General features: G+C 68.1%; 16 protein-coding genes. 11 read left to right on the top strand and 5 right to left on the bottom strand.

Annotated elements, in window-relative coordinates:
* Window position 1 precedes the first annotated feature (1 nt).
* The 10 genes from queC to ACIBVP_RS22110 all read left to right on the top strand — a co-directional run bounded on the left by queC (window position 2) and on the right by ACIBVP_RS22110 (window position 7,912).
* Window positions 2–706, top strand: a complete 705-nt coding sequence (gene queC / locus ACIBVP_RS22155) for a 7-cyano-7-deazaguanine synthase QueC (protein ID WP_396108171.1) — start codon at window positions 2–4, stop codon at window positions 704–706.
* A 207-nt stretch (window positions 707–913) separates the two neighbouring features.
* Window positions 914–1,684, top strand: a complete 771-nt coding sequence (locus ACIBVP_RS22150) for a Retron-type reverse transcriptase (protein ID WP_396108103.1) — start codon at window positions 914–916, stop codon at window positions 1,682–1,684.
* Window positions 1,685–1,689: 5 nt separating this feature from the next.
* The gene (locus ACIBVP_RS22145) at window positions 1,690–2,247 is read left to right on the top strand and encodes a formylglycine-generating enzyme family protein (RefSeq protein WP_396108101.1); all 558 of its coding nucleotides are present in this window, start codon (window positions 1,690–1,692) and stop codon (window positions 2,245–2,247) included.
* A complete protein-coding gene (locus ACIBVP_RS22140) occupies window positions 2,244–2,705 on the top strand; it encodes a DUF6884 domain-containing protein (protein ID WP_396108100.1) in 462 nt (153 codons plus the stop codon). The genes ACIBVP_RS22145 and ACIBVP_RS22140 overlap by 4 nt, the downstream gene beginning before the upstream one ends.
* Complete coding sequence (locus ACIBVP_RS22135; RefSeq protein WP_396108099.1) at window positions 2,702–3,754, top strand: glycosyltransferase family 2 protein; 1,053 nt, start codon at window positions 2,702–2,704, stop codon at window positions 3,752–3,754. Before ACIBVP_RS22140 ends, ACIBVP_RS22135 begins: the two co-directional genes overlap by 4 nt.
* On the top strand, window positions 3,751–4,728 hold the full coding sequence (locus ACIBVP_RS22130) for a radical SAM protein (protein WP_396108098.1): 978 nt from the start codon (window positions 3,751–3,753) through the stop codon (window positions 4,726–4,728). The genes ACIBVP_RS22135 and ACIBVP_RS22130 overlap by 4 nt, the downstream gene beginning before the upstream one ends.
* A complete protein-coding gene (locus ACIBVP_RS22125; RefSeq protein ID WP_396108097.1) occupies window positions 4,725–5,288 on the top strand; it encodes a phosphoribosyltransferase in 564 nt (187 codons plus the stop codon). Before ACIBVP_RS22130 ends, ACIBVP_RS22125 begins: the two co-directional genes overlap by 4 nt.
* Window positions 5,281–6,423, top strand: a complete 1,143-nt coding sequence (locus tag ACIBVP_RS22120) for a glycosyltransferase family 4 protein (protein WP_396108096.1) — start codon at window positions 5,281–5,283, stop codon at window positions 6,421–6,423. Before ACIBVP_RS22125 ends, ACIBVP_RS22120 begins: the two co-directional genes overlap by 8 nt.
* Window positions 6,423–7,277 (top strand): 5'-3' exonuclease H3TH domain-containing protein, encoded by an 855-nt coding sequence (locus ACIBVP_RS22115; protein ID WP_396108095.1) that lies wholly within the window; start codon window positions 6,423–6,425, stop codon window positions 7,275–7,277. Before ACIBVP_RS22120 ends, ACIBVP_RS22115 begins: the two co-directional genes overlap by 1 nt.
* Entirely contained in the window at window positions 7,271–7,912 is a 642-nt protein-coding gene (locus tag ACIBVP_RS22110; protein WP_396108094.1) for a PIG-L deacetylase family protein, read from the top strand. The genes ACIBVP_RS22115 and ACIBVP_RS22110 overlap by 7 nt, the downstream gene beginning before the upstream one ends.
* A 43-nt stretch (window positions 7,913–7,955) precedes the next feature.
* Here ACIBVP_RS22110 and ACIBVP_RS22105 read toward each other — a convergent pair whose 3' ends face one another.
* The 5 genes from ACIBVP_RS22105 to ACIBVP_RS22085 all read right to left on the bottom strand — a co-directional run bounded on the left by ACIBVP_RS22105 (window position 7,956) and on the right by ACIBVP_RS22085 (window position 12,609).
* Window positions 7,956–8,495 (bottom strand): flavoprotein, encoded by a 540-nt coding sequence (locus tag ACIBVP_RS22105; protein WP_396108093.1) that lies wholly within the window; start codon window positions 8,493–8,495, stop codon window positions 7,956–7,958.
* The gene (locus tag ACIBVP_RS22100) at window positions 8,492–9,733 is read right to left on the bottom strand and encodes a multiprotein-bridging factor 1 family protein (protein WP_396108092.1); all 1,242 of its coding nucleotides are present in this window, start codon (window positions 9,731–9,733) and stop codon (window positions 8,492–8,494) included. Before ACIBVP_RS22100 ends, ACIBVP_RS22105 begins: the two co-directional genes overlap by 4 nt.
* 49 nt (window positions 9,734–9,782) lie before the next feature.
* A complete protein-coding gene (locus ACIBVP_RS22095) occupies window positions 9,783–10,640 on the bottom strand; it encodes a phosphotransferase enzyme family protein (RefSeq protein WP_396108090.1) in 858 nt (285 codons plus the stop codon).
* Between the two features lie 119 nt (window positions 10,641–10,759).
* The gene (locus tag ACIBVP_RS22090) at window positions 10,760–11,119 is read right to left on the bottom strand and encodes a hypothetical protein (RefSeq protein WP_396108170.1); all 360 of its coding nucleotides are present in this window, start codon (window positions 11,117–11,119) and stop codon (window positions 10,760–10,762) included.
* 14 nt (window positions 11,120–11,133) lie between these two features.
* A complete protein-coding gene (locus ACIBVP_RS22085; protein ID WP_396108089.1) occupies window positions 11,134–12,609 on the bottom strand; it encodes a multiprotein-bridging factor 1 family protein in 1,476 nt (491 codons plus the stop codon).
* Between the two features lie 420 nt (window positions 12,610–13,029).
* Between ACIBVP_RS22085 and ACIBVP_RS22080 the strand changes: the two genes are divergently transcribed.
* Complete coding sequence (locus ACIBVP_RS22080; protein ID WP_396108088.1) at window positions 13,030–13,215, top strand: FxLD family lanthipeptide; 186 nt, start codon at window positions 13,030–13,032, stop codon at window positions 13,213–13,215.
* The last annotated feature ends 20 nt before the right edge of the window (window positions 13,216–13,235 follow it).

The following is a 13,235-nucleotide window of genomic DNA, read 5'->3' as shown; positions in this document are numbered from 1 at the left end:
CATGTCGATCGTTCACAGCGAACACCGACATCCCGAACACGCGGTCGTCATCGCCTCCGGCGGCCTGGACTCCACCGTGCTGGCCTACTGGTTGGCCGCCCGTCACAGCCGCCTGACACTGGTGTCGTTCGACTACGGGCAGCGGCATCGCGTCGAACTCGATCACGCCGCTGAGATCGCACGGCTGCTGCTGAGCCCGCACCGGATCATTGACCTGACGAGCCTGGGCGCACTGCTGACCGGTTCGGCGTTGACCGACACCTCGGTGGCGGTGCCGGATGGGCATTACACCGATGAGTCGATGTCCGCCACGGTGGTGCCCAACCGCAACGCGATCATGCTCGACATCGCCGTAGCGGTCGCCATCGCCGTGCGCGCGGACGCGGTCGCCTTCGGCGCGCACGCCGGGGATCACACCATCTACCCCGATTGCAGGCCGGAGTTCGTGGAGCGGTTCGCCCGCAGCGTGCAGACGGCCAACGAGGGTCTGCTGGTGCCGGGGTTCCAGATGCTCGCTCCGTTCCTGACATTGACCAAGACCGACATCGTGCGCGTCGGTGAGGCACTGGCGGTGCCATTCGCCCGCACGTGGTCCTGCTACCGGGGTGAAGGAGTGCACTGCGGCACCTGTGGAACGTGCACCGAGCGCCGGGAAGCCTTCCGTGACAACGGTATCGCCGACCCCACCGTGTACCAGGCTGCGTAGAGGGGCGTGAGGCTCGTGGACACGAAGCCGTCAGAATCGGGGCCTGAGCGGGGCCGTCTTTCCCTCGTTCACAGCTCGCGCGTGTTGGGTTGCGAGCCTGATCTCGGTGATCAAGGGAGCGTGCCTGCCGCTCAAGCGGGGCCGACCCTAGCGCACCCGCGTGCCGTGTCACCAACCCCTGTCCTGCAGACGCACTCGCTGATTCCGTTGCTGGACGAGAAGCATCTGCGGACCGCGCTGCGGCAGTGTGGACGGCGAACCTCGACGCCCGGCGTGGACCGTATGACGCTTGGGGAGTTGCGGCGGCGTGCCTCCGAACTGCTGCCCCGGCTGGCCGAGCAGTTGGCCGAGGGCACCTGGCGGCCGGGCCCGGTGCGGGAGGTGACCTTCCCTACTTACACCGGCAAGCCGATGACCGTGTGCGTGCCCACGATGATCGACCGGCTGGTGCACCGCGCGCTGCGCAACGCGATCGAGCCGATCCTGGAAACGCAGGTGCTGGCCGACTGGGTGTCCGGCTACCGGCCTCGCCGCAACCGCATCACCGCGCTGCGCCACGCCGCGGCTCACGTGGCGGCCGGCTTGCGCGCAGTCGCCGACGTGGATGTGGCCTCTGTGTCCGAGGGCGTCACGGTCGAGCAGGTTGTCGACTGGTGCGCCCAGCACGTTCACGACGGCACCTTCCTCAACCGGGTGCGCACCGCGCTGGGCGCGATGCCGTACCCGATCGCGCCGGGTTCCGGACTCGCGCCGTTGATCAACCTGCGCTTGTCACGGCCCGACGCCCTGCTGGGTGAGTTGCGGGTGGTGCGGTTCGCCGACAACTACGCGGCCTTCGCCGCCGACGAGACCGAGGCCCACGCCGCCTTCACCGTCATCGCCGAGGCGCTCGCCAGATTCGGGTTGCGTCCCAACGAATCCAAGAGCCGCGTGCGGGCGCGCTCCAACGTCGAAGACCTGTTCCTGATCGGGGGCTGACCACCATGAAGATCGAGTGGGTCGAGGTGCCCGGCGGGACCTGCCGGTTCGGCGACGACGCCCGGCCCGTCCAGGTCGGCGCGCTGCTGTGGACGCGCACCCCGATTACCTACGCCCAGCTGCGCGGCGAGCGCGGTGGTGGACGCGGGCTGCATCCGGTCACCGGGATGACCCATGCCGAGGCCACCGGGATCGCCCAGGCCCTGGGCGGCCGGCTGCCGACCTCGGCGGAGTGGGAGTGGATGGCGGGCGGAACCGCCCGGCGACGCTGGCCGTGGGGCGATCAGGACTGGACACGCGAGTTGGCGAACCTGCGCGATTCCGGCCTCGACACCACCAGCCCGGTCGACGCCCACCCCGCCGGAGCGACCCCGGAGGGACTGTTGGACGTGGCTGGCAACGTCTGGGAGTGGACCGCCCGCGCCACGATGGGCAGCGGCGTCACGCTGCGCGGCGGCTCCTACGCCTCGCCGGTGTTGTACGCGCGCACCACCTTCCTCAACGCCGCGCCCGCCGAGCTGACCTCGCCGGGCATTGGGCTGCGGGTGGTACGCCAGCCATGACGCCCACCAACAGGCTCGAGCCCGAGCAGGGACTGATCATCGTCTCCTGCAGCCGGGAGAAGCTCGTCACCACGACCCCGGTCCCGGCGCTAGAGCTGTACCAGGGCGCGCTCGTGCCGCACCTGCGCGCCCATATTGCTCCCGCCTACCGGTCGCGAATTCGGATCGTGTCCGCCGAACACGGCCTGCTGCATCCCGAGGACCAGGTCGGCACCTACGACCACAAGCTGCGCACCCGCGGTGAGGCGGAAGCTCTCCAGGACCGCGTGACCGCGCGCCTTGCCGCCGACCTGCGTGCTCCGGCTCTGCGGCACGTGCTGGTGGTGCTGGAACCGCTGTACCTGGCCGCAACAGGCTGCCTCTTCGACCACGTGCCGCCGGTCGAGTTGACGCTGCTTCCAGACCCGTCCGACTGGTCCGGCGCGAGCACCGTGCTTTCCCGATGGGGCTGGCTGTGACCGACACCCGGTCTGTGGCCTTGCGGGAGGAGTTGCTGCGGCAAGGCAACGACCACACCTCCAGCACCCGCGCCTGGGAGGCGGTCGCCGACGGGATTGGTTGGCACGAGCCCACGCCCTCGGACTGCTGGCTCGCGTCTTCACGCTCGGTCTCGGTGGTCATCCCCACCTATCAGGTCGGTTACTCCCTGCCCACCGTGCTCGATGCTCTCGATCGTCAGCACCACCGGTACCGGTTCGAGGTCATCGTCGTCGACGACGCCAGCACCGACGACACGGCCGAGGTCGCCGTGCGGCACCCAGTGGTGGACCGGTTCGTGCGGTTGCCGCAGCGGATGGGCGCGGCCACCGCCCGCAACGTCGGCACCGCCCTCGCACGAGGTCAAACGGTGCTCTACCTCGACGGCGACATGGTGATCCCGCCGCACGTGATCACCGACATCGCCGCCCGCGCCACCGACACCAGCGTGCTGGTTGGGTTCCGCCACAACCTGCGCTACGAGGTCCACTCCCAGGATCCCGCCATCCTGGCGCGCATTCCTCACCTCGCGGCCGACCATCGAGTCGTGTGGCGGCCACCGGCGAACAAGCTGCTGCCCTACAGCGGGATCACGCTGCCCGAGCCGCTGGACGGCCGCCCGCTGGATGCCACCCGCGACTTCGTCGACCTCGGGTACGGGCAGTCCTATTACGACTGGGATCTGCCGCGCATGGTCGTCACCGCCCTGGTCGCCGTGCCCCGCGCCGTCGTGCTGGACGTCGGGGGCTTCGACGCGGAGTTTGGCCGCCTGGGGTGGGGCATGGAGGACACCTACCTCGGAGCGTGCCTGATCGCCGCCGGGCTGCTGGTCATCCCGCTGCGCCAGGTCGTCGGGTTTCACCTCGATCCACCCGATGCCGCCGAGCAGTGGCAGCACAAGCTCGCCGGCTGGCCACGCACCCTCGCCCACTACCGCGGCCTCCTGGAGCTGCCAGCCCCGCGAGGCCGCACCCACGACTTCACCGCATCCATGTCCGAGCTGCTCACCCACTGCGAGGTACGCCCATGACCACGACGACCACGACCATCGGCCGCGCCTCGGCGCGCCGGATGGTCTCCTGCGGCACGCGCGGCAGGACCGGCGTCGTCTACGACCCCCTCACCGGCCTGACCCACCGAACCGGCGAGCCAATCCTGGCCGGGCGCACCGCCCTGGCCCACGAGAGCATCACAGCATTGCCCGAAGTTCACCCCGGTGAGCTGGGCGACGTGATGCCCGTCAGCGTGTGTTGGTCGCCCATCGTGCGCTGCAACCTGGCCTGCCCGCACTGCCTAGATGACAAGTCCGTCCCGGAGCTCGGCCGCGGCGAACGCGCCGAGGTCGCCACCAGGATCGCGTCCTCCGGGGTGCTCGGCGTAGACGTCTCCGGCGGCGAACCGCTGCTCATCCGCGACCTGCCCACCCTGCTCGACGTGCTGGTCGACGGCGGCTGCGCGGTCAGCGTCACCACCAACGGCACGCACCTGCCCCGCCGCGCCGAAGCCCTCGCCCGCCGGGTGGACGCGGTCCGCGTCAGCCTCGACGGCCCCGACCCCGAGCGTCACGACAGGTGGCGGGGCGAGGGCAGCTTCGCCAAGGCCGTCTCCGGCATCCGCGCCGCCCTCGCCTACGGCATCCCCACCCAGCTCCAAGCCGTGCTCATGCGCTCCACCGCCGCTGGACTACCCGCGCTGGTCGAGCTGGCCGACCGGCTCGGCGTCCACGGCCTGACCGTCCTGCAGTACCTGCCCTTCGGCGAAGGCGCCCCGCTCGCCAACGCCGAACAGATGCCCGACGAGGACGCCCGCCACCTGGTCGCCGCGCTCGGCACGACACCGGTCCCAGTGCGGCTGCGCACCCGCGCCGACGCCGCCGGGTTCACCGTCGTGCGCGCCGACGGACAGGTCTGGCGCAACGCCCCGGACACCACCGCCATCGCCGCCCTGCACCCGCTGACCGGGCCGGTCAGCCTGGCCGTGACCGGACGGGACGGTTCGGCATGACCCGCACCGCACAGCGCGTGTTCGAGCACCAGCGCATCTGGCGGGTCACCCCAGAGGCCCTGAGCGACGCCTGCCTGCTGCTCTTCGCCGCCATCAGCCGCGACCACCCGAAGGTCGACCACGTCATCGGCATCGCCAACGGCGGCGTCGCCCCCGCCCGCATCCTCGCTGGCCGACTCGGCGTGAAACCCAGGAGCGTCCAGGCCCGGCACAACGCCGACGACGGCCTCTACCAGCAGGCCACCGGCAGGGTCTCCGTCGACTTCGACGCCTTCCGCCGCGGCCTCGGCCGCCGCAAGCTCGACGGGACCATCCTCGTTGTCGACGACATCTGCGGCAGCGGCGCCACCCTGCACAAACTCCGCAACGTCCTCACCCCGGTCCTCGCCCCGGACGCCCGCGTGATCACCGCGACGTTGTGCCTGAACACCGGGGCGCAGACCTGCCCGGACTACTCGGTGTGGACCGTGTCGGACTGGGTCAGCTTTCCCTGGGAGAAGCGCCCCGACCAGCCGACCACCGACATACCCCTTCCGGAGCGGGTAACCAGCCATGCCTGAAGCCAGCAAACCGCTGACCATCGCGTTCGTCCTGGCCTCCTACACCCACGACGCCCCGGCCGGGATGGAACGCGCCACCGCCGCCCTCGCCCACGGTCTGCGCCAACTCGGACACCGTGCCCTGATCATCACCGCCACCGAACCCGATCACACCACGGACGAGGGGATGGACGAGGACCTGGTGGTGCTCGGCTCGGTCGGGGTCACCTTCCCCGCCGACGACGATGAACTGCGCGAGGCGATCAGCACCCACGGCCAGGACGAGATCATCGCCGCCGACCTGCGCGCCCTCTACCGCCGCCACCGCGTCGACATCGCTGTCTACGTCGATGCCTTGTGGGGACTCGGACGCCTTGCCCCAGCGTGCGACGGGGTGCGGACGGTGCTGGCGATGCACGTCGTCGGCCACGACCAGGACCTCGTGCCCGCCTTGGAACGCGCCGACGTAGTGGTCGCGCCGTCGACCACGGTCCTCGGACAAGCCCACGACCAGGGCTACGACAGCACCTGCTGGCAGACCGTGCCCAACGCCCTGCTCGACGAACACAACGCGCCCGACGCCCACCAGCGCGAGGCGCTGCGGCGGGGCGGCCCGGTGCGGGTGCTGGCCCGGCTCGGGCCGGAAAAGAACATCCGCGCCCTGCTCGACGCCGGCCGCCTCGTCGACCGCGGCATCGAGGTCGTCCTCGCCGAAGCCGGGTTCGAGCACGCCGCCGGCACACAAGCCGCCGAGTACCGCCGCTGCGCACACTCCGCCGCCCACCTGCTCATGGGCAGCATCCGCGACGACGGCCTGCCCTGGGACCAGGTCCAGCCGTGGCTCGCCGAAGCCGCCGTCGTCATCGTGCCCTCGACCAAGGAGACCTTCGGCCTCGTCGCCCTGGAGGCCATGAGCGTCGGCACCCCGGTCGTGGTCTTCGACGTGGACAACCTGCCCGCCCTCATCGGCACCGGCGAAGGAGCGGGCGGAATCGTGGTGCCCCGCGCCCACGGCGAGTTCGGGCTGTGGGGTGCCGCCGAAGTCCTCCTCGACGATCCGGTACGCTACGCAGCGCTATCACGGGCTGCGTACTACCGCTCGCGGGACTATCTGCCCACCACAGTCGCCCATGACTTCCTCAAGGCGGTGCGGTGATGAACGATGTCCCACTTCTGCTGGTCGACGGCCACAACCTGCTCTGGCGCGGAGCCTTCGGCTTCCCCGCCGCGATCCACTCGCGCGACAAGACCCGTGATCTGACCGCCGAGTTCGCCTTCTTCGCGCTACTGCGCGTAGCCATACGCGAGGAGTTCGCCGAGCCGCCCGAAGTGATCGTGGTGTTCGACGGCCAGCACGGCGCGGCCGAACGCCAAGCCACCGACAGCGACTACAAGGCCAACCGCGTCCTCGACGAAGCCGCACTCAAACCCATCCGCGCCATCCCGCACGTCCAGGAAGCGCTGACCGCCTACGAGCTGGCGTGGATCGAGATCGACACGGCCGAAGCCGACGACGTGATCGCCACTCTCGTCACCCATGTCCGCCGCGACGACCCCGAGCGCCGGGTGTGGATCATGTCCGGTGACCGCGACTTCTACCAGCTCATCGACGACCACGTCCGGGTGCTCAACACCGCCATGAAGCGAGGCCGTCGCCACATCGAGCCCCACACCGTGTTCGACCGCTACCAAGTCCAACCGACCCAGTGGGCGGACTTCCGGGCCCTCACCGGCGACCCAGCCGACAACATCCCTGGCGTGCGCGGCGTCGGGACGGGCACCGCCGCCAAGCTCCTGGCCGGTGGCCTCACCCTCGATCAGCTCGCCGACGCCGGGCGGCTCACCGGCACCAAGGGCAAGGCCGTCGCCGAAGCCTGGGACCAGCTCCTCGGCTGGCGCGACCTGATCAGGATGCGCACCGACCTCGCCCTGCCCCTGCTACCTGTCGGCCGCAGTAGCTGGGCCCTGCCCACGCCCGCCGAGGTCATCGACAAGCTCGGGCTGTGGTGACTCTGGTGACCGCGACCGCGTTCATCCCGCCTGGCTCGGTGTTGACCGTGATGGCGCATCCCGACGACGCCGAACTCTGGGCGGGCGGCACGCTCGCCCTCTGCGCCGCCGCTGGTGCCGACGTCACCATCGCCATCCCGCGCCACCCCGAGCCCCGCGCCAGCGAGGCCGCCGCCGGGGCCGCCGTACTCGGCGCCGGGCTCAACCAGATCAACGAGCCGACCGCGGCGGCCGTGCGCGAGCTCCTGCTGGACACCCGCCCCGAGGTCGTCCTCACCCACCCGCTTCGCGATGTGCACCCCGACCACCGGCGCATCGCCGAAGCCGTGCTGGAGGCACTTCCCGAGGTCGTCATCGCCACCGGACACCCGCGACGGGTTTACACCACCGACACCTACAACAGCCTCACCCTCGACGGCCCCGTTCCCGCGCACACCACCGTCGACATCACCACCACCTGGCCCGCCAAGCAACGCGCCCTGGCCGCACACGCCTCTCAGCCCATCGCCGAACACTTCGGCCCGATGGCCGAGAACCTCGCCCGGCTGTGGGGCGCACGCATCGGCGTCGACCACGCCGAGAACTTCGCCCCGCTTCCCGTCCTCGGACGCCTGCCAGCTGCGACAGCCCTGTGACCTTCGACCGGCCGCCCGACCATATGGCGGACGGTTAACCCGTTCAACGACTCGTCGCTGATGCTCGCGCCACGGCTGAGAGGATCTGCGCCCAGTCGAAGGCGGCAAGCCCGTTCTCCGCCCGTGTGGTCACCGCATCGGGGTCAAGCATGACCACTCCGCATTGCGTGAGGCGTTTTACGCTGTCGGCGTACGCAGGATGCTTACGTAGCAACGCTTTCACGCAAGGTGCGGCGATGATCGGTATCTCGGCGCCGAGCAGCTCGTTCAACACACCCAGAGCCACGCAGTCGCTGATACCCGCAGCCCACTTGTTGAGGGAGTTGAACGTAAGCGGAGCTGCAATGACGATGTCCGCTGTCGGCAGCGAGTCCTGTTCGCCTGGTGGACGTGCAGTCACCCGCGTCAGGCAGCCGGTGTCGGTAGCGAGCGCGTCGAGGTCGATCCACGAGGCCGCAGAAGGAGTGGCGATCAACGACACCCGCCATCCCTGCTCGGACAGCAAGGCAACGAACTCGTCGATCCTCAACACCGGCGGCGCGGCCGTTACCACGAGATAGGCAGAGCCGCGGTCAGGGCTCACGCCGTCACCCCGGTACGGATCGCTAGTTCACGCAGGCCGGGTACTTCACGACGCCGTTCACGTGCCATCAGGTCTCGGATGAGGTTGTGGGCCGTACGACTGGTGTAAACGATCTCGGGGGCGATTCGATCGGTTTCCAGCAAGTGCAGCACTGCAAGGGCGTCTTCGTCGATCTGAGTGTGCGCCCAAGCGCTGTCGAGGTGGAACTGGGCTCGCCGTCCACGCAAGCCCGTGGGCATACGCATGGGATCAAGTCGTTCGCTGGTGGCGAGCAATTGGTACGGGTCGTCCAGGGCCACGGCAGCCGACATACGGTGAATGGTGACGTTAGTGGGGCCAAACGCGGTATAGCCAATATTGGCGTCTCGTCCGAGCCGTTCTGCCAGCCGTTGTGCGGTGTCCAACCTCCCACGGGCAGTGTCGAGGTCGTTTCGCCGTGCTGCGATGATCGATGCGATCAACGTCAGCGCGCCTGCCCAACTGATGCGGCGTGGATCATCGCCGTTCAAGGTTGCAGCTGTACTGACCGCAAGCTCCTCCGCGATTGCGGCTTGATCAAGTTTGAGCAAGGCGCAGGTCATCTGGTATGCCGCAGCAGCCTGTCCGAACGGATCGTCAGCTTCGTCGGCAGCCGCTTTCGCACGTTCGGCCGCGACCTGCGCCGCCGCGCCGTCACCCGTTTTGGTTGCCAGCTTCGCTTCTACCACTGCACTACTGCATCGCAGGATCAGAGCTTGGCGTCGTTCTTGTCCCAGACTGGTGGATATCAACGCAGTGATAGCCTCCGCGACGGTGGACAGCGTGCCGGCGACCTCGGCGTACCGAGCCGCTTGATAGGTCTCATGCAACCTCGCCACAGCCGCCGTCGTCGAGGCCAGATCCTGCAAAGCAACTCCATCGGAGCTGGCTCTGGCGACGCTGTTAGGCGCGGTGAGCCAACGGTGTGCAAGCACTGTGCCCGTTAGCAGAGCTGTGTCCCGCATGACTTCACGTCGGCTGATCGTGGTGGCCTCTGTAGGCGCGGCGCCGCATGTTGGGGGATTGAGTAGCGTGTCGAGCTCGGCGAGCGAGAGCTTGAGTTCCGATGCGATTCTCGGCCGACGCCACGGTTGTGGCGTGAGCGTGCCACGTTCCCACCGACCGACCGTTGAGGCTTCCACGCCGAGCTTCTGCGCAAGCGATTCCTGTGTGAAGCCCATCGCTTCGCGTCGAGCTGCGAGTTCCTGTCGCCGATCCAACGCCTACCACCTCAGATGTTCGATGTTCTAGTAAGTCAGAGTCGCCGATTCAAAAGGCCGACCACGACCACGGTCGACTGATCTTGCCCCGCAAACAGGCCACCCGGTGTCGTACCTGTTGGGCTGCTTCCGGGTTGGAATTGGCTTTGCCGAGGACGAAGGCGGTCCAACGTAGTTCTCTGATCGTCGCCAGGGTGCGGTAGTCAGGCCAGGCGGTCATGTCGTAAGCGCCGTAAGCGGCCACAAAAGCCTGGTAATCCAAGTCTGTAATCCGGGCGAAGTCGGTGTAATCGACTGCCAACGAGACCAGGTCCCACTCGCGAGGTCCGATCCCGATATGGTCGAGATCCAGCAACACAGGGGCGCCGCCCGTCCTGGGGACAACAACGTTGCCCTGCCACGCGTCGCCGTGGATGACGCACCGAGGGAGTTCCGGAACCAGCGCCAAGTACTCGCTGTGCAGCTGCTCTGTGAGATCTCGAAGCCAGGCTCGGTCATCTTCCGGCAGCGCGGTACCGCCGTCGATTGACTCGCGCAGCCCCTCGAAGGGGTCGACAATGGGCAACGAAGGCGATTCCGGTACATCCAGAGCGTGAAGGCGTCCTAGGACCTCACCCAGTTCTGCTGGCGTTGCGTGGCGATGATCGGGAAGCTGTACCCACCATGTAACGGGTCGATTCCCAACAACCGTGGGTTGGTCGATGTTGTCGATGGCACGCACGACGGGGATTCCGGCGTCAGCCAACCAGCGCGACGCCTGGATCTGGCGGGCGGCGACAGGCAGAGATCCTAGAGGGCCCACACGAGCGACGACACCGGCCATCTCGTAGATGACATTCACGCCGTCACGGATCAACGTCGCTTCCGCGATTGGCACACCGGCTTTCCTGCCCGCTTCCACCAGCACGTCACGCGGATCTCGCGATAGGACCCACGTTGCGTCCACATAAGACACCGCTCACAGCCGATGACACGGCGTCGGAAAGCTCAGCCACTTCCGGTACAGACTGGTGACGTTCACGGTTTCTACACGTCCTGTTCGATGCGCTCAAAGATGTCGATGTCCGTCGCCTTCTGCCAGTCCGGCAGGTCGTCCCAGTCCGCGACGTAGGACGGCTTCGGGTCGGGAAAGTGCTTGAAGATCTGGCCGATCCAGCACAGCGCCACGAAGCGACCTTTCTGGTCTCGGGTGAGCTTCGCGGTGGCACCATCGGTGGCCTTGATGAAGGCGAACACCTGGTCGTACACGGCGGTCGCGGCGTCGCGCTCCCAGTCCGGGGTCTGGTCCCACGGCGTGATGTATCCGGGCTTGGGCTCACCGGGGTAATGCTTCGTGACTCCAGCGATCCACGCCTCGCGGAACACGCGGCCACGGTCGTCCTGCATCCTGTTCTCCTCCATCACGCGGCGTGGGTGCCGATCAGGCTGTTGATCTCGGCATCGAGTTGTTGAATCTGTTGGTCGGCGAGCAAGGGGGCCAGGTGCGGCTGTAGGCCGCGCAGCTTGTGCACAACGACTCCCGAGCCCGTCTGCCGAGCGGTAGCCAGGACGGCGTTGGCGTAGGTGACGACCTGATCGGGATCGCGCCGATGCAGACCGATCATCGCCAGGTCGGTGAGGACGCTCGCTTTCCGCCGGGCGGTCAGGTTGCCGGCCAGCGCGTCGGTCAAGGCGGCCTCGGCGAGATCGGGGCGGCCAAGGGTGACGTAACAGGTGCCGCGCTCCTCGGCGAGACGGGAGCCGTCGAACCGGAGCCAGCCGCCGTTGTGCACCGGCCCCTGCAGGTGCTGGACCTCGGCGGCGGTGTCGAGTGCGCGCTGGCAGGTATCGAGGTCTCCGAGTCCGGCGAAGGTCTCAGCCTGAACGGCGGCGATCCAATGGCGAGTCGAGAGAGCGGGGTCACCGCGGCGGGCCAGGTCAGCAGCCAGGTCAAGGATCGGGGCGGCCTCGGTAAACCGGCGTTCGTAGACGGCGATGAAGGCGTGTCTGGTCAGCGCGCACGCCCAGAGGTCGGGAGTGTTGGCTTCTTTGCTCGCTGTCGCGGCGAGGGTGTAGCAGTGGGCGGCGTCGGTATAGCGGTCACCATCGAAGAAGATCTCGCCTGCCAACTGGAAGAGGTCGGCGGACAACTCGCAGAGTCGCTGCCGGATGGTTGGGGTCTGCGGTCGACGCAAGCCCTCGGTCAGCACGTCGAGCTGGGCGCGGACGAGGGGAAGTACCTGGCTCTTGGTCGGCGCGAGCGCGTACACACGCCACAAATGTGTGTTGAGCTGCGCGAACTCAGCTGCTGCCGCCGAGTCCACCGCACCAGTTCGAACTGCCGCGGCGAGCCGGTTCGCATCGTCGAGGGCGGGCTCGACGGCAGGCAACGCGAGCAACGCGCTCGTCATGCTGAACAGGCGCAGCAGGTCGCGACGGTTCATGTCGTCTATCTCCGCGAAGTCGGGCTGAACAGGGGCGGCTTCCCGTCCGAGCGGGTTGCCGCTGACCCGTGACGCTGTCGTTTCATGAGGGACTCGGAAGACGTCGTGGGTCGTGGCATGGGTGTCGAGTCGTCCTCCTGCGTCATCGTTGGCGTCCGCAGCCTGAACCGGGGTGGAAGTCGAGGGCGGAGCGGTGGTTCGCCGAGATGATGTTGGCGTGAGCAACGTACCCAGCTCCTCGAGGGTAAGCCCGAGTGCCTTCGCGATGCGCGGTCTGCGGTACGGCTGCGGTGTCAGGTCGCCGCGCTCCCAGCGGCCAACGGTGGAGAACTCAACCCCGACGGCTGCCGCGAGGCTTTCCTGGGTGTAGCCCATCAGTTCGCGCCGCGCCGCGAATGCTTCTCGCCGGACGCCCATGAACATCACCTCGTCCCACCCGTCGGTCGATGCCACGATAACCAGCTGCCGGTCAAGTCTGATCACCCGCTCGGCAAGCGGTACCCGTTTGGACTACCGGCCGACAAGAGACGTTTGCGCAGTTCAGAGGTGGTGACGCCTCATTGCCGCCTCATTGCCGCCGCATGACCGCTCTGGCTGTCGTTGATCATCGGGAGTTGACTGAGGCCGCTGCGGTCCGGGCGAGCTTCCGCTTCCGGCGCAGTCCGAGTACCCGGAAGCGTCTTTCACCGGGACGCGCCGCTGAGGGGTGTGTGGTGGTGTGGCCGCCCTCCACTTCGATGGGGTTCCCGCTTGCGGGTGTGTTGGTGGGAGCAGTTGGTACACCGAGTCGAACTCCAGGCTGGTCCGCCTGCTGGCGGCGAGTCATGGCCGACGCACGGGGACTCGGGGCGTGAAACCCACGAAGGAGGATCTGTGACGGTTCAGATGGAGTGGTCGCCGACCACGGTGACCGCGCCCGCCGCGGAGGTCGCGACGGGCGCGGAGTTCGACCTCGACATCACGCTCGTCGAGGTGGTGGACCCGGCGCATCTGATCAACATGACGGATGACGGCTGCGGGAGTACGTGCGAGAAGTCGACCTGCATCACCTCCGCCTGATTGTCACGAGCGACTGGACG

The organism is Actinophytocola sp. NPDC049390 (genome assembly GCF_044466355.1).
Taxonomy (GTDB): Bacteria; Actinomycetota; Actinomycetes; order Mycobacteriales; family Pseudonocardiaceae; genus Actinophytocola.
Note: the sequence above shows the minus strand (reverse complement) of the source record. Positions and strands in the feature narration are given on the sequence as shown.

What these genes read in the sequence shown, in the direction of transcription:
- queC (WP_396108171.1), top strand. Translation starts at nt 2, where the DNA reads ATGTCGATCGTTCACAGCGAACACCGACATCCCGAACACGCGGTCGTC.
- ACIBVP_RS22145 (WP_396108101.1), top strand. Translation starts at nt 1,690, where the DNA reads ATGAAGATCGAGTGGGTCGAGGTGCCCGGCGGGACCTGCCGGTTCGGC.
- ACIBVP_RS22140 (WP_396108100.1), top strand. Translation starts at nt 2,244, where the DNA reads ATGACGCCCACCAACAGGCTCGAGCCCGAGCAGGGACTGATCATCGTC.
- ACIBVP_RS22130 (WP_396108098.1), top strand. Translation starts at nt 3,751, where the DNA reads ATGACCACGACGACCACGACCATCGGCCGCGCCTCGGCGCGCCGGATG.
- ACIBVP_RS22125 (WP_396108097.1), top strand. Translation starts at nt 4,725, where the DNA reads ATGACCCGCACCGCACAGCGCGTGTTCGAGCACCAGCGCATCTGGCGG.
- ACIBVP_RS22120 (WP_396108096.1), top strand. Translation starts at nt 5,281, where the DNA reads ATGCCTGAAGCCAGCAAACCGCTGACCATCGCGTTCGTCCTGGCCTCC.
- ACIBVP_RS22115 (WP_396108095.1), top strand. Translation starts at nt 6,423, where the DNA reads ATGAACGATGTCCCACTTCTGCTGGTCGACGGCCACAACCTGCTCTGG.
- ACIBVP_RS22090 (WP_396108170.1), bottom strand. Translation starts at nt 11,119, where the DNA reads ATGCAGGACGACCGTGGCCGCGTGTTCCGCGAGGCGTGGATCGCTGGA.